The organism is Nocardia caishijiensis NBRC 108228, assembly GCF_001612825.1.
Taxonomy (GTDB): Bacteria; Actinomycetota; Actinomycetes; order Mycobacteriales; family Mycobacteriaceae; genus Nocardia; species Nocardia caishijiensis.
The window spans coordinates 340198-362700 of sequence record NZ_BDBE01000025.1 but is presented as its reverse complement, the minus strand read 5'-3'; the positions used below and the strand labels follow the sequence as shown (position 1 = coordinate 362700).

Sequence of the window (22503 nt, the reverse complement as noted above, 5' to 3'; positions counted from 1 at the left end):
AATCAACGCATGACTCCGATCGCCGGGAACAAGACCCTTCATTGATAACACCTCTCCCCCGCCGCACGCCACCGCATTCTTTTCCTCAGGTGAGCCCGCTCACCCGCATACCCCCGGTGCGCGTCCGATCACTATCGTGAAAGTCGAACGCGGACAAAGGGGGTCGCAAATGAACGCCGACGTGCTCGTCCTCGGCGGTGGCTACGCCGGGATCAGCGCCGCGAAGCGCCTGGCCCGTCGGCCCGGTGTCCGGGTGACGCTGCTCAATCCCGTCCCGGACTTCGTGGAACGAATCCGGTTGCACCAGTACCTCGCGGGCACGCACACCGCCCACCGGCCGCTGCGCGACGTCCTGCCCGATGCCGTGCGCATCGTCACCGCCACCGCGCGGCTCATCGACGCGCGACACCAGCACGTGCGGACCGACTCCGGCGACGACATCGGCTACGACCACCTCGTCTACACCCCGGGCAGCCACACCGACGCCACCGACATCGCCGGTGCGGCCGAGCACGCGGTCTCGCTCGGTACCCGCGCCGAAGCCGACCGTGCCCGGTCGCGCCTGGCCGACCTGCCAACGGGTGCGACGGTGACGGTGATCGGTGGCGGCCTCACCGGCATCGAAACCGCCGCGGAGCTCGCCGAAACCGGTGCTGTCCGGGTGCGATTGGTGACCGGCGAGCTGGGGCACAGCCTGTCCGCGCGCGCCCGCGCCCGGGTGCGCACGGTCTTCGCGGCGCTCGGGGTGACGGTGGTCGACCGGGCGGCGGTCGTGGCGATCACCGGAGCCGAGATCACCCTCGCCGACGGCACCGTCCTCGACACCGACCTCGCGATCACCGCCACCGCGTTCGCGCCCTCGGACCTGGCCAGGTCCAGCGGGTTGGAAGTGGATGCGGCCGGGGCCCTGCTCGTCGACGACACCCTGGTCAGCACGTCGACACCAAGCATCGTCGGCGCCGGTGACGCGGTCGCTCTCGGCACGAATCCGCTGCGGATGAGCTGTCAGGCCGCCGTGCCTTGCGGCGTGCACGCCGCCGAGACCGTCCTGCGTGTGCTCGCGGGTCGCGAACCGAAACCGTTGCGCCGCAAATACGTCGGTCAGGCGCTGAGCCTGGGGCGGCGCGAGGCGCTCGTCCAGCTCTCCGATCTCGCCGACCGTCCGCTCCCCTCGATTCTCACCGGCCGCCCGGCCGCGCTGGTGAAAGAGCAGGTCTGCCGTTCGACGGTACGCGGCGGGCAGATCGGACCGCTGCGGACGAGCTGGACATGGTGAACATCGGCCCGGCGACGCGCGATGGACAATCGGCGGGCGAACAGCGTCCACCGTCAGGAAGGTGACAGATGTGTTGACGACAGTGCGCGCGGCGAAACAGGCCGACGTGGGAGCGTTGGCGGAGACTTTGGCCTCGGCGTTCCAGCACGACCCCGTGATGAGTTGGATCCTGCCGGACCCGCGGCGCCGCGCCGACGGTCTGCCCTGGTTCTTCAGCACCCTGGCCAGGCACTACTTCGTTCCCCTCGGCGCGTGTGAACTCGCGACCCGACCCGACGGCACCATCGGCGGTGCGACGCTGTGGGCGCCTCCGGGACCCTACGGTTCCTTCGGCGCCGACCTGCGCGCGATGCCCGGGCTGTGGCGTGCGTTCGGGCGGCGGATGCTCGCGGGCAAAACCGTCGGCGACCTGCTGCAGAAACACCACCCGCGCGAACCACACTGGTATCTGTCGGTGATCGGCACCGCCCCCGACGTGCGCGGCGGCGGTTACGGCAGTGCCCTGCTGCGTTCGCGCCTTGACCGCTGCGACACCGAGGGCACCGCCGCCTACCTCGAATCGAGCAGCCCAACCAACCTCGCCTACTACGAACGGTTCGGTTTCGTCGTCACCGACGAACTGCACCTGCCCGACGGCCCGTCGGTGTGGCCGATGTGGCGCGAACCTAGAGCTTGACGATCGAGGTCACCGGGTAGTCGCCCTGATGCTCGCGGCCCTTCAGGAACTCCAGTTCCAGCACGACGGCCGCCGCGACCACCTCGGCACCGACCTCGGTGAACAGACCCGCCGCCGCGGCCAGGGTGCCGCCGGTGGCGAGGACGTCGTCGAGCAGCAGGATGCGCTTGCCCGCCAACTCCACCCCGTCGGCGGGGATTTCCAGTGCGGCACTGCCGTATTCGAGTTCGTACTCGCGCGAGACGACCGGCGGGGGCAGTTTGCCGCCCTTGCGGATGGCGAGCACACCGGTGCCGAGAGTGGCGGCCACCCCGGCACCGAGCAGGAATCCCCGCGCGTCCACCCCGGCGACCAGGTCCACGTCGGTGGCAACGGCGGCGAAGCAGTCGATGACGGCGCGGAAGCCCTCGGCATCGGCGAACACGGGGGTGAGATCGGCGAAACGCACACCGGGGGTCGGGAAGTCGTCGTGCCAGCGGGTGAGCCGGGCGACCGCGGCGGCGGCCTTCTCGGTCCGTTCGCCGACCTGATCGGCGGATTCCACCACCGCGTGCTTGCTCATCGCCACCTCTGTCTCACGTCCACGACTCATCGCTGCAACACCCAGCGATCCATGTTCCACCCTGTCCCCGCCTGGGTGGGGCCGGGGATCCCGTTCTGCATGCCGCTACCGAACGCGATGGTGCGCGGGGTGGCGAACAACGGAATGCTCGGCAGCTGCGCCCACAACAGGTTCTCGGCCTCGGTCAGCAGATTCAGCGTCGCGGTCGAATCGGTCTCGCCCGCAAGCTGATCGGTGATGGCATCGTAGCGAGCGTTCCCGAAACCTCCCGCATCGAGCCCGTTACCGGCCCGCAACGCGGCGAACGCGGCGACACCGGTCGCCGATCCGGCCGGTCCCGGCACCGCCGCCGTGCTGCCGAGCACCGCGTCCACCGCGCCCGCGCCGAGCGTGGTCGGTGTGAAATCCGGTGCGCCCGCGTCGACGACGGTGATGCCAGCGCCGCGACAGGATTCCGCGATCATCGCCACGGTCTTCGCCCGGCGTGCGTCGGGGGTCCGGTAGCCGATCCGGATGGTCGGTTGCGCGGTGCCCGCCGAGGCGAGGGTGGCCGTGGCGCCGGGGATGTCGGTGCCGCGATAGCGGTCCCCCGACCCGGAGACCGCGCCGTAGTAGAGCGAGTCCTGCTGTACCAGCCGCGAATTCAGGGTTCCCGAACCCAGACCACGCGGCGGGACCTCACCGGCCTTGCCGAGGGTGTCGAACAACGCTTGACGCGGGACGCACTGGGCGAAGGCGCGGCGCGTCTCCACCCGGGCGAACACGCCCGCCGTCCCGAGCACGAGCTGCTCGACACCGCGGCCGGGAACGGTCTGCTCGTCGAAACCCGCGAGCGACAGGTCGGTCACCGAGCCCGCACCGAGGTCGACCACGCCCAGCGCGTTCTCCTCGGCCTTGGCCGCGTAGTCGGTGCCCTTGGGCCAGACCACGATCCGACTGGTCTGGGGGGCCGAGCCCCACCACTTCTCGTTGATCACCAGCACCAGACCATCGGTGGCGGAGAAGGATTCGACGCGGTACGGACCCGACGACGGGAACTTGGTGAGATCGAGCTCCCCCGGCGCCATGGTCCAGCCCGAGTTCCAGAAATCGGCGATCCGGCCGATCACCGCACCGTCACCGGACTGCAGCGCGTCGACCACATTCGGCACCCCGACGGCCTGGGCGACCACGTGCGCGGGCATCAGCTCGGCGGCGGTGAACAGGGTGCGCCACGGCAGGTAGTGCCTGCCCGGCCGGAACACCACGGTGGCGTCCTTGGATCCCGGTTGGCAGTCCACCCGCTCGATGTCGTCGTAACCGTCGGTGCTCGCGGCGTCGAACAGCGGCGCCTGGGCGCGGTCGCCGGGCCGGGTGAACCGGCCCGACCGCGCCGACCAGGCCAGCACCAGATCGTCGCAGGAGGTCGCGACCCCGTCGGAGTACACCCCGTCGGGATTGAGCCGGTACTGCACGGTCTGCGTCTCGCCCGGCACCTCCTTGGCGGTGCCCGCGTCGGTGTCGGCGACCTGCTGACCGTCGGGTCCGGTGTAGAAGAACCCGGTGAGCACCCGGCCGAACACCGCCGCCGCACCGCTGGTCGCACCGAGGGTGCTGCCACCGTTGTAACTGGCCACGGTCGCGTCGACGGCGTAACCGATCGAGGGCACCTGGTTCTTGGTCGAGCACCCGGTGACCAGACCGGCACCGAGGCCGGTCGCGGCGAGGACGGTGATCAGCCGAATCGTGCTGCGTCGCATGATGAGACCCCTGCTCGTGCCGTCAGTGCCTGCCCTTGTGCCGCTTTCCGCTCGGTCGCGCACCTGGCCTCGGCGCGCCCGCGTCGGTGGGGCGTGGACCGCGCGCGGCCCGAGCGCCCGCCGTCACCGGCACCCGCGTGGTGCCGATACCGGCGCGCTTGTCGAGCACCTTCTTGGTGTGCGCGGCGACCGGACCCCAGCGCTCCTTGATCGACACCAGCACCGGCACGGCGAGGAAGATCGAGGAGTAGGCGCCGACGATCATGCCGACCAACTGCACCAGCGCGAGGTCCTTGAGCGTGCCGACGCCGAGCATCCACACCGCGATCACCAGCATGCCGATGATCGGCAGGATGCCGATGACGGTGGTGCTGATCGAGCGCATCAGGGTCTGGTTGGCGGCGAGGTTGGCCTGTTCGGCGTAGGTGCGCTTGTTCAGATGCAGGATGCCTCGGGTGTTCTCCTCGACCTTGTCGAAGACGACCACGTTGTCGTAGAGCACGTAACCGAGGATCGTGAGCAGACCGATCACCGCGGCCGGGGTCACCTCGAATCCGACCAGCGAGTAGATGCCCGCCGTGACGATGAGGTTGAAGAACAGCGACACGATCGCCGCGATCGACATGTCCCGTTCGAAGCGGATGGCGATGTAGACCATCGTCAGCGCCACGAACACCGCGAGCGCGATCAGCGCCTTCTGGGTGATCTGGCCACCCCAGGTCTCACTGATCTCGGCGATGCTGATGGCGTCGAGGCCGACCGAGGTCTCGGACTCCTTTTCCAGCATCGCGCGCAACGCACCCTGGAGCTGGTCGGTCTGGTCCTTGTCGAGGGTCTCCGAGCGCACCTGGATGGTGGCGGCGGAACCGGACCCGACCTCCTGCACTGTCACCGGGCCGTGGCCGAGGGTCTCGGCGTAGGTGTCCTCCACGTCCTGGGTGCTGACGTTCGCCAGCGCGGGAACCTGGATGCGGGTGCCGCCCTCGAAGTCGATCCCGAGGGTGAAACCGCGCACCGCGATGCTCAGGATCGAGATCAGCAGCAACACCGCCGACATCGTGTAGAAGAACTTGCGCCTGCTGACGATCGGGAAGCCACCGGTGCCGGTGTAGAGGCGTTCGAAGAACCCGTGCTGCGGCGACGCCGTCGGCTCGGCCTTGTCCAGGCTCAGCGATTCGGTCGTCGGATCGGCGTTTCTCATCGTGACATCTCCTTCGGCCGGACCTGGCCCGCGCCACGTTCCCTGGCGATCTGCTGCACCGAACCCAAACCGTTCACCGACGGTTTCGCCCAGAACGGCGACCGCGCGGCGAGCATCAGCAGCGGGGCGGTGACCAGGTAGAGCACGATCACGTCGAGCACGGTGGTGACACCGAGGGTGAACGCGAAGCCCTTCACCTGACCGGCGGCGAGCAGGTACAGGACCACCGAGGCGATCAGGCTGACCGTCTTACCGGAGAGGTTGGTCCGCTGGGCCCGTGCCCAACCGCGCGGCACGGCCGAGCGGAAGCTGCGGCCCTCGCGCATCTCGTCCTTGATGCGTTCGAAGAACACGACGAACGAGTCGGCGGTCAGACCGATACCGATGATCAGACCGGCGATACCGGCCAGGTCGAGGGTGAATCCGATCCAGCGGCCGAGCAGCACGATGATGCCGTACACGGCGAAACCGGCGGCGATCAGCGAGAACCCGGCCAGGAAGCCGAGCATCCGATACACGAACAGGCAGTACAACAGCACCGCGAGCAGACCGACCGCACCGGCGAGCAGACCGGCCTTGAGCGCGGCGAGGCCGAGCGTGGCCGACACCGTCTCGGCCTCCGACGTCGTGAACGACAACGGGAGCGAACCGTACTTGAGCGTATTGGCCAGCTCGCTTGCGCTGTCGGCGGTGAAGCTGCCCGAGATGGAGGTGCTGCCGCCGAGCTGCGGACCCTGCTGCACCTGCGGGGCGCTCACGACCTTGGAGTCGAGCACGAACGCGACCCGCTTGTTGACGTACTCACCGGTGAGCGCGCCCCAGGCTTCGGTGCCGCTGGAACGGAACTCGAGGTTCACCTCGTGGCGGGCCTGCTGGGCGTTGAAGCCGGAGGTGGCGTCGGCGATCTCCTGGCCGTCGATGCGGCTGGGGCCGAGCAGGAACACCTCGGTGCCGTCCTGCGAGCAGGTGACCAGCGGCAGGGCCGGGTCGTCGTTGCCCGCCAGTGGATCGGGCTTGGTGCAGTCCATGCTCATCATCGCGACTTGCTGCATGTTCTGGTCGGCGCTCTGCCGCAGTGCCTTGGCGTCGGCGATCTCCTTGGCCTGCTGCTGGGCGGGCGTGAGATCGGCGGGCGGCGGGGTCGGCGTCGGCGGGGCCTGGGCCGGGAACACGCGCGACTGCGGCGCGGGGGCGGTCGTCTCCGGTGCCGGGGTGGCGGGATCGCCGGTCGCGGGCGGGTTCGGGTCACCGGTCGCGGGCGCCTGACCCGGCGCGGGCGCGTTCGGGTCGACGGACGGGGCGCCGGGCACCGGCTGCCCCGGCGCGGCGGCGCCACCGGCCTGCGGCGGGGCGGCATAGAGCACCGGACGGATGTAGAGCTTGGCGGTGGTGGCCAGGGCGCGCGCCTGCTGGCTTTCCTCACCCGGAACCGTGATCACGAGGTTGGTGCCGTCGATGACCACTTCGGAGCCCGAGACGCCGAGACCGTTCACGCGGTTCTCGATGATCTCCTGCGCCTTCTGCAGGCTCTCGCGGGTCGGATCGTTGCCGTCGGGCGTGCGCGCGGTCAACGTGACGCGGGTGCCGCCCTGCAGGTCGATACCGAGCTTGGGCTTGGGCGAATGGTCACCGGTGAAGAACACCAGCGCGTAGATCACGGCCAGCAGCGCGGCGTAGACGCCGAGCAGCCGGAACGGATGCGCCGATCCTTGGGAAGGTGGCACAGCAGGTCATCTCCTAGGCGGAAGTCGAGGCCGAATCGGTGGGCACAACGGTGCCCGGCCGGGCGCGCTCGTACGTCGCCCGGCGGGAAAGGGAACTGCTCAGTCCTTGGTCAGCCGGGTCTCGGTCTGATCGACGGCCTCTTCGACGGGGGCGTCGGTGGCTTCGGTGGTCTCGGCGGCCACCGTCTCCTCGTTGCGCACCTCACGGATGGCCTGACGCAGCCAGGTGGTGACGACGTCCTCGGCGATCTCCAGGTCGACGGAGGAATCGTCCACCTCGACGACGGTGCCGTAGAGACCGGAGGTGGTGATCACCTGGTCACCGACCTTCAGGGTCTCCTGCATGCTCGCGACCTTCTCGGCCTCGCGCTTCTGTTTGCGGATACCGAAGAACATCGGCACGAGCAGGGCCAGGATCAGCAGCGGAAACAGGAAGTCCATCGTCGAAGTCAGTCCCTAGTCAGTGGTGGACGGTGCAGGTACGACTGACAGTCTGCCAGTTCCCCGCCGGGCCGACACACCGGACACCGTCGCGCGCGGCGAAACGCCGGTCACGCACCGCGACCGTAGGTGTAGTCGTCGAGCGGGAAGCCGACGGCCTCCCGGTGCGCCGTGAGGGTGCTGGTCGGCCGCAGCAACGCGGCCTCACCGTGCTGGTTGAAGTAATAGCTGCGTGCCCCGGAGCAGTCGCCGCCGTAGAACACCGAGGAACCGAGGTCGGCGGTCACCCGGTCCAGGAAACGGGCGTTGGCCTCCTCGGTGACCTCGAAGGTGTGCTCGCCGCGTCGCGAGAGTTCGGTGAACAGCCTGCCCATGTGCTTCATCTGGGTCTCGATGGTGGTGAAGTACGACAGCCCGCTGTAGGAGTAGGGACTGTTCAGCGAGAGGAAGTTCGGGAACTTCGGCACCGTGATGCCCTCGTAGGCCTGGAAGCGGTTGTCGCGCCAGAACTTTCCGAGATCGAGCCCGTCGCGTCCGATCACCTCGATGGCCGGGAAGTTCGCGTCCCAGAGGTTGAAGCCGGTGGCAAGGACCAGGGTGTCGATCACCGTCTTGTGCCCGTCGGCGGTGACGATGCCATCGGGTTCGACGTGGTCGATCGACTCGGTTTCCAGGCGCACGTGCGGCTGGTTGAAGGTCGCGAAGTAGGCGTTGGAGAACGTGGGCCGCTTGCAGCCGAAGTCGTAGTGCGGGGTGAGCTTGGCCCGGGTGTCGGCATCGCGCACCTGGGCGAACAGGTGCGCCTTGGCCAGCAGGGCGGCGGCGGTGTTGAGCGGTTTGGCCTGCTTGTAGTGCAGCACCCCCACCAGCATGATCGCCTCGAGCAGGGCGGTGTTGGCCAGTCGCGCGGCCTTCTGGGTGAGCGGGACCGCCGCGAACGCGCGCTGCACCACCTCGGGAATCGGAGTGTCGACCTTGGGCACCACCCAGATCGGTGTGCGCTGGAACACCGTCAGCGACGCCACCTTCGCCGCCAGCTCGGGGACCAGCTGCACCGCCGTGGCACCGGTCCCGATCACCGCCGCGCGACGATCGGTGAGGTCGTAGTCCGCGTCCCAAGCGGTGGAGTGGATGATCGTGCCCGCGAAGGATTCGATGCCCGGGAACGGCGGCGTGTAGGGCTGGGACAGGAACCCGGTGGCGGTGACCAGATACCGCGCGGTGACGGGTTCGCCGCCCGCGATGCTCACCACCCACTGCTGGTTGTCGTCGTCCCAGCGCGCGCCTCGCACCTCGGTGCCGAACCGCATCCGAGCACGCAACCCGTACTTGTCCGCGACGTGCTCGGCGTATTTCTTCAGCTCGGCGCCGGGCGCGAACAACCTGCTCCAGTACGGATTCGGTGCGAAGGAGTAGGAGTAGGTGACCGAGGCGATGTCCACGGCGAGACCCGGGTACCGGTTCACATGCCAGGTACCGCCCAGGTCGTCCTCACGTTCCAGGATGACGAAATCGCGCAGCCCGAGCCGGTCGAGTTCGATGGCGGCGCCCATACCGCCGAAACCCGCCCCGACGATGACCGCGTCCCGCTGAGGTGCCACGTCGAACCTCCACACACCGATGTATGTGTTACAGCATGACACATAATTTCGTGGCCCGCGACCGGCCGCTTCGCCGGTGTACAGTCGCGATGCGCCGCCGTCGAAAACCTCTGGGATAGAAGGGCAATCCTGACACAATGACCGCTGTGACGCCCGACGATGTGAGCCGCACCCACTTCGCCATGCCCACCCTCGGCCATCGTGGCTACCACGCCGACGAGGTCGACGCTTTCCTGGAGAAGGTGTCGGCGACCCTGCACGGCCACGGCGGCCTCACCGCCGACGACGTCCGCCACGTCCACTTCGGCGCGCCCCGCTTCGGCGGTCGCGGGTACCAGGCCGATCAGGTCGACGATTTCCTCGACCGCGTGCGGACCGAGCTGGAACACCGTCAGAAGGGCGGCTCCCCGGTTCCGGCGCCGCGCACCGGCGACGAGCACGCCGCGATGCTCACCCCCGACGACGTGCACCGCATGCGGTTCAGTCAGTCGGCGGTCGGCCGCCGCGGTTACCACGAGGAGGAGGTCGACGCCTTCCTCGACCTGGTCGCGGCCACCCTGGCCCACAACGGCCCGGGCAGCCTCACCGCCGCCGACGTGCGCGGTGTCCGCTTCACCGACAGCCGCCTCGGCACGCGCGGCTACTCCCGCGAGGAGGTCGACGCGTTCGTCGACCTGGTCATCGCCGCCCTGGAAAACCTCGAACGGTCACATTAGGCCCGACAACCCGCGGCGCCAGCCGCAAATCAACCCTGAATGCTGTGGAGCTCTGCTTCGCGGAGGTCGTCGGGGAAGACGTAGCGGCGGAAGGCCCAGAAGCGGAACGCCATGGCCAGCAGCACGCCGAGGATCTGGCCGGAGATGAAGTTGGCGACCATCTGCACCATCGGATCCACGTGCGGCACACGCAGATTCAGCGCGTAGAGCGACAGTGCCTGCGGGATCATGGTGACCACGATGCCCAGGGCGCTGACCGTGAAGAACAGGGCAGCCTCGTGGCTGCGCTGCCGCCCGCCTCGGGTGCGGAAGGACCATTCGCGGTTGAGGATGTAGGAGGCGATGGTCGCGATCAGCGCGCCGAGCAGACGCGCGGTGAGCGGCTTGTCGCCGAGCACGGTGAGTTTCACCGCGTACACCACGCCGGTGTCGATGAACCAGGTGATGGCGCCGACCATCGCGAACTTCAGCAGCTCCCGGTGCTTGAGCAGCAGGGAGCGTAACGGTTCGGGAACGTGTTGGACCACCGCTTGGACTGCCACTCGGCCGACCTTAGACGACAGATCGGCGACGCGCCCGTCCGGTGGGTGCCCTCACCGGTCGAACAGGTCGAGGCTCGGTTGTGGTTCGCGGCCACGCACTTCGATGGCGCCGAAGACCAGATCCGGTGGCGGGACCAGGCCGAGGTGCTCCCAGGCGGCGGCGGTGGCGACCCGCCCGCGGGGGGTACGGGCGACGAGTCCGGCGCGCACCAGGAACGGTTCGCACACCTCTTCCACGGTGGCGGCCTCCTCGCCGACGGCGACCGCCAGCGTCGACACTCCCACCGGTCCCCCGCCGAAACCGCGCACCAGCGCGCCGAGCACGGCCCGGTCGAGCCGGTCGAGGCCGAGCACGTCGACGTCGTAGACCTCGAGCGCGGACTGGGCGATCTCGCGGGTGATGACGCCGTCGGCACGGACCTCGGCGAAGTCACGCACCCGGCGCAGCAGCCGGTTGGCGATGCGTGGCGTGCCCCGGGAGCGGCCCGCGACCTCGGCGGCCGCGTCGTGTTCGATGTGGACGCCGAGGATGCGGGCCGAGCGCAGCAGGATCCGCAGCAGTTCGTCGGGGTCGTAGAAGTCCATGTGGCCGGTGAAACCGAACCGGTCGCGCAGCGGGCCGGTGAGCGCGCCCGACCGCGTGGTCGCCCCGACCAGGGTGAACGGCGCGATGTCGAGCGGGATGGAGGTGGCGCCGGGGCCTTTGCCGACCACCACGTCGACCCGGAAATCCTCCATGGCCAGGTACAGCATTTCCTCGGCGGGCCGGGCCATGCGGTGGATCTCGTCGATGAACAGCACATCGCCTTCGACCAGGTTCGACAGCATGGCGGCCAGGTCGCCCGCACGTTCGAGGGCGGGCCCGGAGGTGATGCGCAGGGCGGTACCCAGTTCGCCCGCGATGATCATCGCCATGCTGGTCTTACCGAGCCCGGGCGGACCCGACAGCAGCACGTGGTCGGGGGTGGCGCCGCGTTGCCGCGCGCCGCGCAGGACGAGGGCGAGCTGTTCGCGCACGCGCGGTTGACCGATGAAGTCGTCGAGGGAGGTGGGGCGCAGACCGGTCTCGGTGTCGCCGTCGGTGCTGAGATAGCGTGCGGCGAGGGCGGATTCGTCGGTGTCGTACTCGTCGTCCATGGGTTACCTGTTCTTGCCGAGCAGGCCGAGGGCGGCGCGCAGGGCCACAGAGGTGGTGGCGGCGGGCTGGTCGGCCAGGACGGTGTCGACGGCCTGTTCGGCCTGTTTGGCCGGGAAGCCGAGACCGACGAGCGCTTCGGCGACCTGCTCGCGCACCGGGGTGCTCGGCGTTTCGGCGCCGGGTGGGCCTGCCGGTACGGGCACCAGGTTCACCTTGTCGCGCAGTTCCACGACCATGCGTTCGGCGCCGCGTTTGCCGATGCCGGGCACCCGGGTGAGCGCGGCGACATTGCTCTCCGCCAGGGCCTTGCGCAGCGCCTCGGGTTCCAGCACGGCCAGGACGGCCATGGCCAGGCGGGGGCCGACACCGGAGACGGTCTGCAGCAGGCCGAACAGGTCGCGGGCCTCGGTGTCGGCGAACCCGAACAGGGTCATCGAGTCCTCGCGCACGATCATCGCCGTGTAGAGGCGGGCTTCCTCGCCTCGGGTGAGTCCCGCCAGGGTGGCCGGGGTGACATTGAGTCGATAGCCGACGCCCGCGGCCTCGATCACCACATGGTCGAGCGCGATCTCGAGGACCTCACCGCGTACCGACGCGATCACCCGCGCACCACCTTCCGTTGTTCGGCGAGCCGTTGTTCGTAGCGGCGACGTACCTCGTCGGCCTTCGCCTGCGCGGCCGCCATCCGGTCCAGCAGCGGCGCCCGCCAACAATGACAGATCGCCAGGGCGAGCGCATCGGCGGCATCGGCCGGTTTCGGTGCGACCTGGAGCCCGAGGATTCTGGTGACCATGGCGGTGACCTGCGCCTTGTCGGCCGAACCATTGCCCGTGACAGCGGCTTTCACCTCACTGGGCGTATGGAACGCCACCCGGATCCCCCGCCGCGCCGCAGCCAGCGCGATCACCCCACCCGCCTGCGCGGTCCCCATCGCGGTGCGCACATTGTGCTGCGCGAACACCCGCTCGATCGCCACGGCCTCCGGCCGATGGGTGTCCATCCATTCCTCGGCCGCATCGGCCACGGCCATCAACCGCATGGCCAGTTCGCTCTCCGGCGGTGTCCGCACCACGCCCACGTCGAGGGCGACGACCTTCCGACCGGGACCGCTGTCGACCATGCTGAGCCCGCACCGAGTGAGCCCGGGATCGACGCCCATCACCCGCACCGGCAGCCCCTTCGAAGACACGAACAGTTGTTCGAAAGTCTAAGGCATTGCGGCACACCACCCGACCAGCGACACGGCGACCGCCGGCCCGAGGACCCGACGGCAGCGTGCGCGCGGCCGGCCGTAGATGCCGGAGGAGATGCCGGAGACACCACCGTGCGAGCGCCCAGTTCGTCTGCCACTCACAAGGATTCGCGATTGCAGGAGGCGAGGGGTCGCCCGCGTACCGCCTCGATCCGTGTCATACCGACATTGTGCTGGTCACGCGGATATCCCCGCCACCGGATTCCGGGCGGCGTACCGTCGATGTCGAGCTGTTGTCCGAGGCGTTCGAGCGAGGGAGAACCGCGTCATGCCCATGCCGACCGGCGAAATCGTGTCCACCGAGGAAGGTCGCGACCTGGTCATCACCCGGTCGCTGGCGCTACCGATCGAGGAAGTGTGGGGGCGGTTGACCGACCCCGATCTCACCGCAGGCTGGTACGGCACCTGGGAGGGCGAACCCGGCGCCGGGAACATGATCCAGGTGCAGTTGCGGTTCGAGGACGGGCAGCCGTGGACCGAGATGCGCATCGACGACTGCACCCCACCGATGCGCCTGGCCCTGTCCTCGTCCGATCAGATCGGGTTGTGGCGCATGGAGGTGACCCTGCTCGACACCGGCACCGCCACCCAGGTGCGCCTGGTCCACCACCTCACCTCGGAGTACCAGCTGGCCGAGACCTCCCAGATCGGGCCGGGCTGGGAGTACTACGCGGACATGTTCGTCGCCGCCTGCACCAACACCGAACGACCCGATTTCGCCGACTACTACCCCGCGCTGGCCGACCACTACCGGGAGTAGGAACACGAACCGCCCCAGCCGAACGCACGGCCGGGGCGGAACCTGAACCTACGATCTACTCGTCGTCGAGCTCGGCGGCGACCTCGTCGGAGATGTCGACGTTGGTGTACACGTTCTGCACGTCGTCGCTGTCTTCGAGCGCGTCGATCAACTTGAGCACCTTGCGGGCGCCCTCGGCGTCGACCGCCACCGACACCGACGCCTGGAAACCGGATTCGGCCGAGTCGTAGTCGATGCCCTTGTCCTGCAGCGCGGTTCGCACAGCGATCAGATCGCCGGGCTCGCTGATGATCTCGAAGGCGTCGCCGTGGTCGTTGACCTCTTCGGCGCCCGCGTCGAGCACCGTTTCGAGCACGTCGTCCTCGGACAGGCCGTTCTTCTCGAGGGTCACCACGCCCTTGCGGGCGAACAGGTAGGCCACCGAACCGGGGTCGGCCATGTTGCCACCGTTGCGGGTCATCGCGACCCGGACCTCGCCCGCGGCACGGTTGCGGTTGTCGGTGAGGCACTCGATCAGCACGGCGACACCGTTGGGCCCGTAACCCTCGTACATGATGGTCTGCCAGTCGGCGCCGCCGGCTTCCTCGCCGCCGCCGCGCTTGCGGGCGCGCTCGATGTTGTCGTTGGGGACCGACGACTTCTTGGCCTTCTGGATGGCGTCGTACAGCGTCGGGTTGCCGCCCGGGTCACTACCACCCGTGCGAGCCGCCACCTCGATGTTCTTGATCAGCTTGGCGAAGAGTTTGCCGCGCTTGGCGTCGATTCCCGCCTTCTTGTGCTTGGTGGTGGCCCATTTGGAGTGGCCGCTCATGCCCTACTTCCTTCAGGTCGGTTGCGCGTCTGCCCGGGCGGACAAGCTCGAACCAGCCTACTCGTGCCCGCCACGCCGGTGGACGCGGAGGTTCACCCGGCCTTGCGCACGAGGTCGACGAACAGCTCGTGCACGCGAAGATCACCGGTGACCTCGGGATGGAACGAGGTCGCCACGACATTGCCCTGCCTGGCGGCCACGATCCGGCCCTGCGCCGGACCGTGTGGGACCCGCGCCAGCACCTCGACACCGTCGCCGACCCGTTCCACCCACGGCGCGCGGATGAACACCGCGCGCACGGGCGTGTCCAGGCCGGTGAAGTCGAGGTCGGTCTCGAAGGAGTCGACCTGACGGCCGAACGCGTTGCGGCGCACGGTCATATCGATGCCGGACAGGTGCTGCGCGTCGGGCCGGGTGTCGAGCACCTCGGAGGCGAGCAGGATCATGCCCGCGCACGACCCGAACGCGGGCAGCCCCTCGCGCAACCGGGCGCGCAACGGCTCGAGCAGGTCGAAGGCCTGCAGCAGCTTGGAGATGGCGGTCGACTCGCCACCGGGCAGCACCAGCGCGTCGACGGCGGCCAGCTCGGACTCACGCCGCACCAGCACCGGTTCGGCCCCGCAGTGGCGCAGCGCGGCAACGTGTTCGCGCACGTCACCCTGGAGCGCGAGGACACCGATCGTCGGCGTTGATGTTGCGTTCACAGCCGCTGAGCTTACGAGCCCGGCCCGTGTGGGCCCGCTCACGCCTCCCGGGGCGTGCGGATGAGGCCTTCCTGCACGACGGCGGCGACCAGGTTGCCCTCGCGGTCCCAGATCCGGCCGCCGGTCAGCGCGCGCCCGAACCCCGCCGACGGCGAGGACTGGTCGTAGAGCAGCCATTCGTCGGCGCGGAAGAGGCGCAGGAACCACATGGCGTGGTCGAGGGACGCGTCCTGGGTCGGCACGCCGGGGTGGGTCACCTTCGACGAGCCGAGCAGCGTCATATCGCTCATGTAGGCGAGGGTGCAGACGTGGAACATCGGGTCGTCGGGCAGCGGGTGCCGGTACCGGAACCACACCTGCTGCGGGGACACGGTGCCTTCGCGGCGGGCGACCTGCTCCTGCGGGACCGTGCGGATGTCCCAGTGCTCCCATTCGCGCATGGCCCACAGGCGCTCCGGGCTCAGCGTGGTCTTGGCGTCGGGCAGGTTCTCCGGGCCCTCGACGGCGGGCATCACATCCTGGTGCTCCGGGCCGACGTCGCCGCGGTGGAAGGAGGCGGCCATGGTGAAGATCGCCTCGCCGTCCTGCACACCGGTGACCCGGCGGGTGCAGAACGAACGCCCGTCGCGGATGCGTTCCACCTGGTAGATGGTCGGTTCTTCCGGATTGCCCGGGCGCAGGAAGTAGCCGTGCAGCGAATGCACCTGGTAGGCGGGGTCGACCGTGCGCACCGCCGAGACCAGCGCGCGTCCGGCGACCTGACCGCCGAAGGTGCGGGTCAGCTGGGATTCCGTGGCCGCCCCACGGAAGATGTCGCGTTCCAGCCGCTCGACCTCGAGCGCCTCTTCGATTGTCGCCATGCGGACGAGATTATCGCTAGGCGAACCGCGCGGTATGTCCGGCTCGGCGGCGAGTGGCGGGAATTTGCTGAGATGGGGTGGTGCCGTCGTTCATCCCCGTCTCCCCCACCACCCTGGCTCGCTCGGTCGCCGAGCGGCTGTCCGAGCTGCCCGGTCGCCGGGTACTTGTCGTCGACGCCGCCGATGCCGCCGAACCGGTCGCCCTCGCCCAGCTCGTCGCCGACGCGCTGCGGGGACAGGGCCGGTCGGCCGAGGTGGTGTCGCTGCACGCCTTCGTCCGCCCCGCCTCGCTGCGGATGGAGTACGGCCGAACCGATGAATGGTCTTATCGCACAGCGTGGTTCGACTACGACGCGCTACACCGGGAGGTTCTCGTTCCGCTGCGGACCGAGGGGCGCTGGCTGCCCGCGCTCTGGGACGAGGCCAACGACCGGTCGGCGCGGGCGGGCATCCGAACCGCTCCGGCCGATCTGGTGCTGATCGTGGCCGGGCCGATGCTGCTCGGTCGCGGGCTCGACGTCGACCTGTCCGTGCGGCTCGAGCTCAGCGAACCGGCGGCCCGCCGCCGCACCCCACCCGAACAGCAGTGGACTCTGCCCGCGCTGCGCGACCACGACGCGGAACATCCCGAGACCGCCACCTGGACCGTGCGCTGGGATCATCCGGACCGCGCTGCCCTGCGCACCGGCTGAGAAACAGGGGAAGCCCCGGCCGCGAACGCGACCGGGGCTTCACCGGGGCGATGTCAGGCGCAGGCGACCGACTGCTGGCCCAGGTTGGTGAGCATGGTGCAGGCCCACGACTTCTGGACCTTCCACTTGCCGTCCTCGGCGACGAACGGCACGTCGACCACATTGGTCTGGCCGTTGACGGTGAAGTTGGCCTTGGCGTTCACGCTGTCACCGAAGGAGGTCACCTCGGTGACCTGCACCTGTGCCCCGGCGTCGCGGGCGGCGACGGCCAGGCGGTTGGGCAGCTCGGGGTCGGCCTCGCCGCCCTGCACGAAGTCCAGCTTCTGCTCGTTGGGCACCGAGGGGTCGAGTGCGGTGTTGAGCTGGGCGTTGAGCTCCTCCACCGTCGGCACGGGAGGCAGGTTCGCGGCAGCGGCCGTGGTCGTGGCCGGAGCACTGGTCGTGGACTTGGCGGCGGGCTTGTCGCCCTTGTCGTCACTGCACGCACTCATTCCCAATGCGGCGACCACGGCCAGGCCTGCGATCGCGACACGTCCGGTCCTACGAAGCTTCATCCACTCGTCCTTTGCGTCGGGTCAACGGTTTTCGCCCAGTGGGCGCCAACGGCACGGTACCGGCGCCACACGACGCGGGCCACGGTGCCTCGGCCAGGACGCTACCCAGCGTTATTGAGGAAAGTCTGAGACTGGCCGGTAACCCGCCGTGACCAGCTGCTCAACGCAACGCCAGGACCGCCTCGACCAGGCGGGCGTGCGTGTCGGCATCGGCGGCGGCGAGGAGTCCGTGCGGCGCCGAATGCAATGGTTGACCGGCGATTCCGGTGACAACGCAGCCCGCCGCACGGCAGACGGCCACCGCACTGGTGAAGTGGACGTCGTCGCGGTGGTCGCCGCCCGCGACATAGGCGGCGCGCCTGCCCGCCGCGACCCAGACCAGGGCGAGCGAGGTCGACAGCACGCGCGGGTGGAAGTCGGCGGCGAGGCGGTCGAGCAACTGGGTGGGCCTCGACCAGGGCAGCGGGTTGTCCAGGTCGACGTCGATCAGGCGACTGCCCGCGTCCGGGCGCAGGACGGTGTCGTGACCGTCGTGGCGGCGGAACGCGTCCTCACCCGAGGTCCAGAACACCTCGCCGGTGAACGGCGCCCCGACAGCCGCGACGCGGACGGTGTCACCGACTCGCAAGGCGACATTCACCGCGACGAGTTGCGTGCCGACCGCGAAATTCCTCGTGCCGCACAGCGGGTCGACGAACCAGGTGCGGTCGCTGTCCGGCGCGCCGGTGGTGCCGGATTCCTCGGCGACGAACCGGTCGTGCGGGCGGGCCGAGGCGAGGACCTCCAGGATGGCGCGTTCGGCGGCCAGGTCGGTCTGGGTGGCGAAGTCGTCGCCCTGTTTGGCGTAGCGGGTGACAGGTGCGTGGAACGACGACCGGATCACCTGTGACGCGAGTTCTGTTGCGCGGATCGCGATGTCGACATCGGAGTGGTGCACCGTTCTCAGGCTACGGAGTCCGGTGGTGCTCGGGGTCCGGTTCAGCGCGCCAGGTACACCGCGAGCCCGAGTCCGAGTACGCCGACCGCGACCCGCAGCAGGTTCGGCGGGATCACCTTCACCACCGGCGGCCCGCACCACCCACCGACCAGCGCCCCGATCGCGAGGCCGAGCGCCGCGAACCAGTGCACCGGCCCGAACATCGCGAAACCCAGAGCCGCGACCAGATTGGCGATGCCGAGCAGGAAACTCTTGAGAACCGATGCGCTCCACACGGATTCGGAGGTGCACAGCAGCATCATCGACAGGTAGATCACGCCCGCACCGGCCCCGAAGTACCCGCCGTACACCGAGATCAGCAGGATCCCCAGCGGTACGATCCACGGCGCACTGAGTTCGCCCACGTGCTTGCGCACCACCGGTTGCACCAGCAATGCGATCGACGCCGCCGCGACCAGGAACGGCACCACCACCTCGAAGGTGCCCTCGGGCGCCACCAGCAAGGCGAGCGCCCCGAGCAGTCCACCCAGCGCCGACAACCCCGCCCACCACACGAGCGTGCGCCCCCGCCCCGTGAGTTCGCGCCCCGAATTGGCGGTAGCCCCCACCCCCACGGCCACCATCGCCACGGTATTGGTCACATTCGCCGTCACCGGCGGCAACCCGACGGCCAGCAACGCCGGATAAGACACGATCGACGCCATCCCGGTGACGAACCCGATCAACCCGGTGAAGAATCCCGCGACGACCAGCAAGAAGAAGTCGAGCACGGTCACGTACCGACTGTACGGTACGTCCGATCGGCAGCGCTTCGAGAGGTCTTCGCCGAGGCCGAGAATCACCCCGTCACGGTGACCCGCCGCGACGGCGAGGCGCTGGTGCTGATGTCGCAACGCGAGGCCGAGGGGCGCGCGCGCCTGCTCGAGTTCGCCGCGCAGCTCATCACCGTCACCCTCGACGACAACGGCTCACTCGCCGAGCGCATGTCCAAGGCATTCCCATGGATGCTCGCACTCTCACCCGCCGACCGAGACACCTGCGCGCAGAACCTCGTGGACGCAGCCCGCGCCTCGTTCTCCACCGACCAGCCGCACCTCGCGATCGCCGAACTGACGTCCTGGAAGGAAACGGCGACCGCGATCGCCGCGGGACTGGGCAGGACGGACCTGGAGTGGCTGGACGGCGACGACGTTGTCGAGCGTCCATAGTGGCGGCCGCCGACGTGCGGTGCGGCGCCCACCCGATTGCCTTGTGCTGTACCGGATTCGAGCGTGTGAGGATGACCCGATGAAGACCACCCTCTTCGGGCACCACGACCCCGTGCGACGCGATCGGCTCGATTCCAACACCATTGCTCAGCTGGACGACGTCACCGGATTCGCGGAAGTCCTCGACGCGCTCGACGCGGCTCGCGCCCGGCATCCCGGCGATCGCATCGTTTGCACGCTCGACGACCCGTATCAGTGCGCGTACACGAGCATGCACGCCACCCTCGCGCTCCGCGACGACGACTGGGATGAGGAGCCCGACGACGACGATCCCGCCGCGGTACACCGGTACGACAACGCGTCGACAGGCCGGATCGCCGCGCTCCTCGACGACCCGGACCGGCAGATCGAGTGGTCGACGCTGCACGGGACTTCGACGGTTTCGAGTTACGACCTGGACGCACTCGCCGCCATGAACCGCACACCCGACGTGGTGCTCGACGATGTCGTCCTGATCCAGCGAGTACCGGTCGCCCGCGACGATCTCGCGATCGCGGGAATCCCGAACGGCTACTTCACCGCTGATCGGGACATTTTCGCCAACCACGCCGTCGTCCGGCGGATGGCCGACCACGGCTACCGATTCACCGGTCTCGGCGCCACACTGCTCGGATTCGACCGTCCGACGCCACCCACTCCGAAACAGGTCACGGCGCTGATCGCGGATCTGACCGACCTCTACGGCTGCCCAGAGGCCACGTGCTGGGCGGAGTTGGCCGAGTCGCTACCGACCCAGCGTCTCCTGCTGCTCGGATACGCCGAGGACTTCGGGGACGCCCTGGACCGTGTACCGCCAGGAACAGGCTCGACCGAAGGATAGGACCCACGGGATCGCTCATATCCGAAGGAATTACCAGCCATGTTCGGACAAGCGCGGCTCGCAGTGCTCAACCCATCTGGAACTCCAACGCCTGGCGGACCAGACCGATGACATAGCCGAGGTCCGTGTCCTCGTCCAGCCCGACTTCGGTAGGGCCGTTACCCCAGTGCCCCTTGCCGCTGACGTCCCAGGCCAAGCCGCGCTCATCGCGCAGCGATTCTATCGGGATGTTCAGACTCAGCCTCATCCTTGCCTTCTGCGGGACGACATCGACGAAGTTGGTCTCGGCCTTGAAGGCGACGTAGAGCTTGAGGAACTGCTGGGTGATGCCAGGGTCGAGGGCCAAGACCTCGGCGCTGAAGTTCTCGAACAGCGAGCGCCTGGGTTGTGGAAGCAGATGCGGGTGGTCCTCGATGGTGAAGTCGGACTCAGCACGCTTGCCTTCGAACTCCGCGAGGGTCTCGGCCGGGAGTTCGGGACGGGTCCAGATTTCGAGGGCGTCGCCTGCGAGCCGCGCGGCTCGCGCTCGGATCTCGTCGGCGTTCCAGCTTGCGAGTTGCCCCAAACCCTTGTTGAGCCGCAGGGGGCTGTCCCTGAACCCGCCCGCCATGTCGCGCTTCTTCTCGAACGGGTGGTCGGAGTACTCGGAGTTGTAACCGGTCAACGTCAGGTTGCCCAGAGTGTGCAGGTACTTCGCCTGGACCTCCTGCCAGTTGTCACCGAGTGCGCTGCGCCAGTCGGCCGAGAGGTTCTCGTTCTGCGGCAGGATGTGCTCGATCGTGTAGTTCTCGATCGTCACGTGCTCCTTTCTGCCGAAGTTTTCCAGCATGCGCAGGAAGTAGGAGCGGCGGCGGAAGTTGTAGAGGTCGTTGTTCCCGAGGCCCGCCTCGAACTCGGCGTCGCTCGGAAACCTTCGGTAGCTCTTCATGCTGAGGAACTGAGCCCTGACGCTATCGAGGTAGCGATCCTTGCGTACTGCGGCGCTGAAGCCGGCGAAGGTCTTGTTCAGGGAGTTGGTGGGGATGCGGCAGACCGCGCGACGGAAGATGTAGGACGTGACGAGGTCGACGATCTGCAGCACGTCTTCCCGTGTCAGGATCTCGAGGTCGTAGTCGGTGTAGACCTCGAGCAGGAACGGGTACACGACGTCGGCCTTGATCTGGTCCAGGTCCTTGAAGGCTCGGAGCAACTTCGGGTCGCTCTCCTTGCCCAGCGCCATCGCCACGTAGCGCCGGGCGTACTGACGCAGTTCGACGACGAGCGACTGGATCGTGTCATCTGTCGTCGTGAACCTGGCCGCGTGGTCCTTGAAGGCATCGTAAATGTCGTCCAGACGCGGGATCTCGCCGCTCTTGATCGTCAGGTAGTGGCGGACGAACTCGTCGAACTGGCTCTCGTCCGCTCCGGCGAACTCGAGCTCCATGGGACGCCAGTAGGCTGTGTACAGCTTCTCCTGCTGCTTCGGCGGCAGGTCCATCAGGACGTAGTTGCGGATCAGGTCGGCCTGCGACAGCTTCTTGCCGGTGGAGTTCATCGCCTCGAACACGAGCTGGGGGTTGTCCACCCCGCGCTCGAGCTTCACGTCGACCACGACGAGCTTGTCGAGTCCTTTGCTGACGACTGCCAAGTCGAGACCCGGCTCCGCGAGCTTGCGCCGGAAGAACTCGTAGTTCTCGGTGACCCGAGTGATCGCGTCAGCGGGCGGGGGCGCACCCTGCAGGATCGCGATCAGCGCCTGCTTGTCGCTCTGGGACAGGATCAGCTTGAACTGACGCTCACCGTCCTCGTCGTCGTTCAGCAGGAATCTGTTCCGAATCTTCTTGGGCGAGAACCCGTCCCACGGCTCGCGTTGATCCGGCGGCAACTTGTCGAGTCGATCGGCCAGGGCCGCAAGGATGAGAGTCACCGTGGTCACCCGCTGCTGGCCGTCGATAATCAGGTCAGGGTCGGCCGAGGTGTTGGTGGACTGCTCCTTGGCGACATAGACGATGGATCCCGTGAAGTGCGATCCGAGTGCGGGGGTAGACCCGGCCCGGATGACATCAGCCCACAGCTGGGCACACTCCCCCTCTTGCCATGAGTACAGCCGCTGGTAGATCGGCACGATGAACTGGCTGCTCGCCTTGAGCAGGGTGAGCAGGTGCGAGTCGACAGCCTTCACCGTTCTCCTTCTCGTCGGTCTGATAGGCAATCTATCGTCAGCAACCGACAAAGGCGCGAGACATCAAC

General features: G+C 68.4%; 23 protein-coding genes and 1 pseudogene. 7 read left to right on the top strand and 17 right to left on the bottom strand.

Annotated elements, in window-relative coordinates; genetic code table 11:
* Positions 1 to 169: 169 nt before the first annotated feature.
* Together NC7_RS08570 and NC7_RS08565 are read left to right on the top strand one after the other, a co-directional pair.
* Positions 170 to 1276, top strand: a complete 1107-nt coding sequence (locus NC7_RS08570; protein ID WP_067980990.1) for an NAD(P)/FAD-dependent oxidoreductase — start codon at positions 170 to 172, stop codon at positions 1274 to 1276.
* Positions 1277 to 1337: 61 nt separating this feature from the next.
* Positions 1338 to 1952 (top strand): GNAT family N-acetyltransferase, encoded by a 615-nt coding sequence (locus NC7_RS08565; protein ID WP_067980989.1) that lies wholly within the window; start codon positions 1338 to 1340, stop codon positions 1950 to 1952.
* On the opposite strand, the gene NC7_RS08560 is transcribed toward NC7_RS08565, so the two are convergent.
* The 6 genes from NC7_RS08560 to NC7_RS08535 all read right to left on the bottom strand — a co-directional run bounded on the left by NC7_RS08560 (position 1942) and on the right by NC7_RS08535 (position 9220).
* Entirely contained in the window at positions 1942 to 2514 is a 573-nt protein-coding gene (locus NC7_RS08560; protein WP_067981289.1) for an adenine phosphoribosyltransferase, read from the bottom strand. The two genes, NC7_RS08565 and NC7_RS08560, sit on opposite strands and share 11 nt — an antisense overlap.
* Positions 2515 to 2540: 26 nt before the next feature.
* Positions 2541 to 4253, bottom strand: coding sequence for an ABC transporter substrate-binding protein (locus NC7_RS08555; RefSeq protein WP_067980988.1), 1713 nt, complete (start codon positions 4251 to 4253; stop codon positions 2541 to 2543).
* Between the two features lie 22 nt (positions 4254 to 4275).
* Complete coding sequence (gene secF, locus NC7_RS08550; protein ID WP_067980987.1) at positions 4276 to 5454, bottom strand: protein translocase subunit SecF; 1179 nt, start codon at positions 5452 to 5454, stop codon at positions 4276 to 4278.
* Positions 5451 to 7178, bottom strand: coding sequence for a protein translocase subunit SecD (gene secD, locus NC7_RS08545; protein WP_067980986.1), 1728 nt, complete (start codon positions 7176 to 7178; stop codon positions 5451 to 5453). The genes secF and secD overlap by 4 nt, the downstream gene beginning before the upstream one ends.
* A 99-nt stretch (positions 7179 to 7277) precedes the next feature.
* Positions 7278 to 7619: a preprotein translocase subunit YajC gene (gene yajC / locus NC7_RS08540; protein ID WP_067980985.1), complete on the bottom strand. Its 342-nt coding sequence runs from the start codon at positions 7617 to 7619 to the stop codon at positions 7278 to 7280.
* 110 nt (positions 7620 to 7729) lie between these two features.
* Entirely contained in the window at positions 7730 to 9220 is a 1491-nt protein-coding gene (locus NC7_RS08535; RefSeq protein ID WP_067981288.1) for a flavin-containing monooxygenase, read from the bottom strand.
* A gap of 137 nt (positions 9221 to 9357) precedes the next feature.
* Here NC7_RS08535 and NC7_RS30375 point away from each other — a divergent pair, with 137 nt between their 5' ends.
* On the top strand, positions 9358 to 9936 hold the full coding sequence (locus NC7_RS30375) for a DivIVA domain-containing protein (RefSeq protein ID WP_067980984.1): 579 nt from the start codon (positions 9358 to 9360) through the stop codon (positions 9934 to 9936).
* A gap of 29 nt (positions 9937 to 9965) precedes the next feature.
* Here the strand turns inward: NC7_RS30375 and NC7_RS08525 are convergent, their stop codons facing one another.
* From NC7_RS08525 to ruvC, 4 genes are read right to left on the bottom strand one after another with little or no spacing between them, the layout of a single operon-like run.
* Positions 9966 to 10478: a GtrA family protein gene (locus tag NC7_RS08525; protein ID WP_236573355.1), complete on the bottom strand. Its 513-nt coding sequence runs from the start codon at positions 10476 to 10478 to the stop codon at positions 9966 to 9968.
* A gap of 51 nt (positions 10479 to 10529) precedes the next feature.
* The gene (gene ruvB / locus NC7_RS08520) at positions 10530 to 11615 is read right to left on the bottom strand and encodes a Holliday junction branch migration DNA helicase RuvB (protein WP_067980982.1); all 1086 of its coding nucleotides are present in this window, start codon (positions 11613 to 11615) and stop codon (positions 10530 to 10532) included.
* A 3-nt stretch (positions 11616 to 11618) separates the two neighbouring features.
* Positions 11619 to 12218, bottom strand: a complete 600-nt coding sequence (gene ruvA, locus NC7_RS08515) for a Holliday junction branch migration protein RuvA (RefSeq protein WP_067980981.1) — start codon at positions 12216 to 12218, stop codon at positions 11619 to 11621.
* Positions 12215 to 12784: a crossover junction endodeoxyribonuclease RuvC gene (gene ruvC, locus NC7_RS08510; protein WP_067980980.1), complete on the bottom strand. Its 570-nt coding sequence runs from the start codon at positions 12782 to 12784 to the stop codon at positions 12215 to 12217. The genes ruvA and ruvC overlap by 4 nt, the downstream gene beginning before the upstream one ends.
* Positions 12785 to 13136: 352 nt before the next feature.
* Between ruvC and NC7_RS08505 the strand changes: the two genes are divergently transcribed.
* The gene (locus NC7_RS08505; protein ID WP_067980979.1) at positions 13137 to 13628 is read left to right on the top strand and encodes an SRPBCC domain-containing protein; all 492 of its coding nucleotides are present in this window, start codon (positions 13137 to 13139) and stop codon (positions 13626 to 13628) included.
* 55 nt (positions 13629 to 13683) lie between these two features.
* Here the strand turns inward: NC7_RS08505 and NC7_RS08500 are convergent, their stop codons facing one another.
* The 3 genes from NC7_RS08500 to NC7_RS08490 all read right to left on the bottom strand — a co-directional run bounded on the left by NC7_RS08500 (position 13684) and on the right by NC7_RS08490 (position 16003).
* Complete coding sequence (locus tag NC7_RS08500; protein ID WP_067980978.1) at positions 13684 to 14439, bottom strand: YebC/PmpR family DNA-binding transcriptional regulator; 756 nt, start codon at positions 14437 to 14439, stop codon at positions 13684 to 13686.
* 92 nt (positions 14440 to 14531) lie between these two features.
* Positions 14532 to 15143 (bottom strand): pyridoxal 5'-phosphate synthase glutaminase subunit PdxT, encoded by a 612-nt coding sequence (gene pdxT, locus NC7_RS08495; protein WP_067980977.1) that lies wholly within the window; start codon positions 15141 to 15143, stop codon positions 14532 to 14534.
* Positions 15144 to 15181: 38 nt separating this feature from the next.
* The gene (locus NC7_RS08490) at positions 15182 to 16003 is read right to left on the bottom strand and encodes an acyl-CoA thioesterase (protein ID WP_067980976.1); all 822 of its coding nucleotides are present in this window, start codon (positions 16001 to 16003) and stop codon (positions 15182 to 15184) included.
* Between the two features lie 80 nt (positions 16004 to 16083).
* On the opposite strand from NC7_RS08490, the gene NC7_RS08485 reads away from it, so the two are divergent.
* Positions 16084 to 16695, top strand: coding sequence for a nucleoside/nucleotide kinase family protein (locus tag NC7_RS08485; RefSeq protein ID WP_067981287.1), 612 nt, complete (start codon positions 16084 to 16086; stop codon positions 16693 to 16695).
* Positions 16696 to 16748: 53 nt separating this feature from the next.
* On the opposite strand, the gene NC7_RS08480 is transcribed toward NC7_RS08485, so the two are convergent.
* From NC7_RS08480 to NC7_RS08470, 3 genes are all read right to left on the bottom strand, one after another.
* Positions 16749 to 17249 (bottom strand): WKL family lipoprotein, encoded by a 501-nt coding sequence (locus NC7_RS08480; protein ID WP_067980975.1) that lies wholly within the window; start codon positions 17247 to 17249, stop codon positions 16749 to 16751.
* 160 nt (positions 17250 to 17409) lie between these two features.
* A complete protein-coding gene (locus tag NC7_RS08475; RefSeq protein WP_067980974.1) occupies positions 17410 to 18186 on the bottom strand; it encodes an inositol monophosphatase family protein in 777 nt (258 codons plus the stop codon).
* Between the two features lie 41 nt (positions 18187 to 18227).
* Positions 18228 to 18962 (bottom strand): sulfite exporter TauE/SafE family protein, encoded by a 735-nt coding sequence (locus NC7_RS08470; RefSeq protein ID WP_067981286.1) that lies wholly within the window; start codon positions 18960 to 18962, stop codon positions 18228 to 18230.
* 39 nt (positions 18963 to 19001) lie between these two features.
* Here NC7_RS08470 and NC7_RS08465 point away from each other — a divergent pair.
* Together NC7_RS08465 and NC7_RS08460 are read left to right on the top strand one after the other, a co-directional pair.
* Positions 19002 to 19394, top strand: a pseudogene (locus NC7_RS08465) (prevent-host-death protein); the annotation flags it as partial.
* A 79-nt stretch (positions 19395 to 19473) separates the two neighbouring features.
* Positions 19474 to 20274 (top strand): hypothetical protein, encoded by an 801-nt coding sequence (locus NC7_RS08460; protein WP_067980973.1) that lies wholly within the window; start codon positions 19474 to 19476, stop codon positions 20272 to 20274.
* A gap of 67 nt (positions 20275 to 20341) precedes the next feature.
* Here NC7_RS08460 and NC7_RS08455 read toward each other — a convergent pair whose 3' ends face one another.
* On the bottom strand, positions 20342 to 22435 hold the full coding sequence (locus tag NC7_RS08455) for a DUF262 and DUF1524 domain-containing protein (RefSeq protein WP_067980972.1): 2094 nt from the start codon (positions 22433 to 22435) through the stop codon (positions 20342 to 20344).
* Positions 22436 to 22503: the final 68 nt, after the last annotated feature.

Coding starts and splice junctions, on each gene's coding strand:
- NC7_RS30375 (WP_067980984.1), top strand. CDS start 9,358: ATGACCGCTGTGACGCCCGACGATGTGAGCCGCACCCACTTCGCCATG.
- NC7_RS08460 (WP_067980973.1), top strand. CDS start 19,474: ATGAAGACCACCCTCTTCGGGCACCACGACCCCGTGCGACGCGATCGG.
- NC7_RS08500 (WP_067980978.1), bottom strand. CDS start 14,439: ATGAGCGGCCACTCCAAATGGGCCACCACCAAGCACAAGAAGGCGGGA.
- NC7_RS08555 (WP_067980988.1), bottom strand. CDS start 4,253: ATGCGACGCAGCACGATTCGGCTGATCACCGTCCTCGCCGCGACCGGC.
- yajC (WP_067980985.1), bottom strand. CDS start 7,619: ATGGACTTCCTGTTTCCGCTGCTGATCCTGGCCCTGCTCGTGCCGATG.
- NC7_RS08560 (WP_067981289.1), bottom strand. CDS start 2,514: ATGAGCAAGCACGCGGTGGTGGAATCCGCCGATCAGGTCGGCGAACGG.
- secF (WP_067980987.1), bottom strand. CDS start 5,454: ATGAGAAACGCCGATCCGACGACCGAATCGCTGAGCCTGGACAAGGCC.
- ruvB (WP_067980982.1), bottom strand. CDS start 11,615: ATGGACGACGAGTACGACACCGACGAATCCGCCCTCGCCGCACGCTAT.
- NC7_RS08490 (WP_067980976.1), bottom strand. CDS start 16,003: ATGGCGACAATCGAAGAGGCGCTCGAGGTCGAGCGGCTGGAACGCGAC.
- NC7_RS08505 (WP_067980979.1), top strand. CDS start 13,137: ATGCCCATGCCGACCGGCGAAATCGTGTCCACCGAGGAAGGTCGCGAC.
- NC7_RS08570 (WP_067980990.1), top strand. CDS start 170: ATGAACGCCGACGTGCTCGTCCTCGGCGGTGGCTACGCCGGGATCAGC.
- NC7_RS08480 (WP_067980975.1), bottom strand. CDS start 17,249: ATGAAGCTTCGTAGGACCGGACGTGTCGCGATCGCAGGCCTGGCCGTG.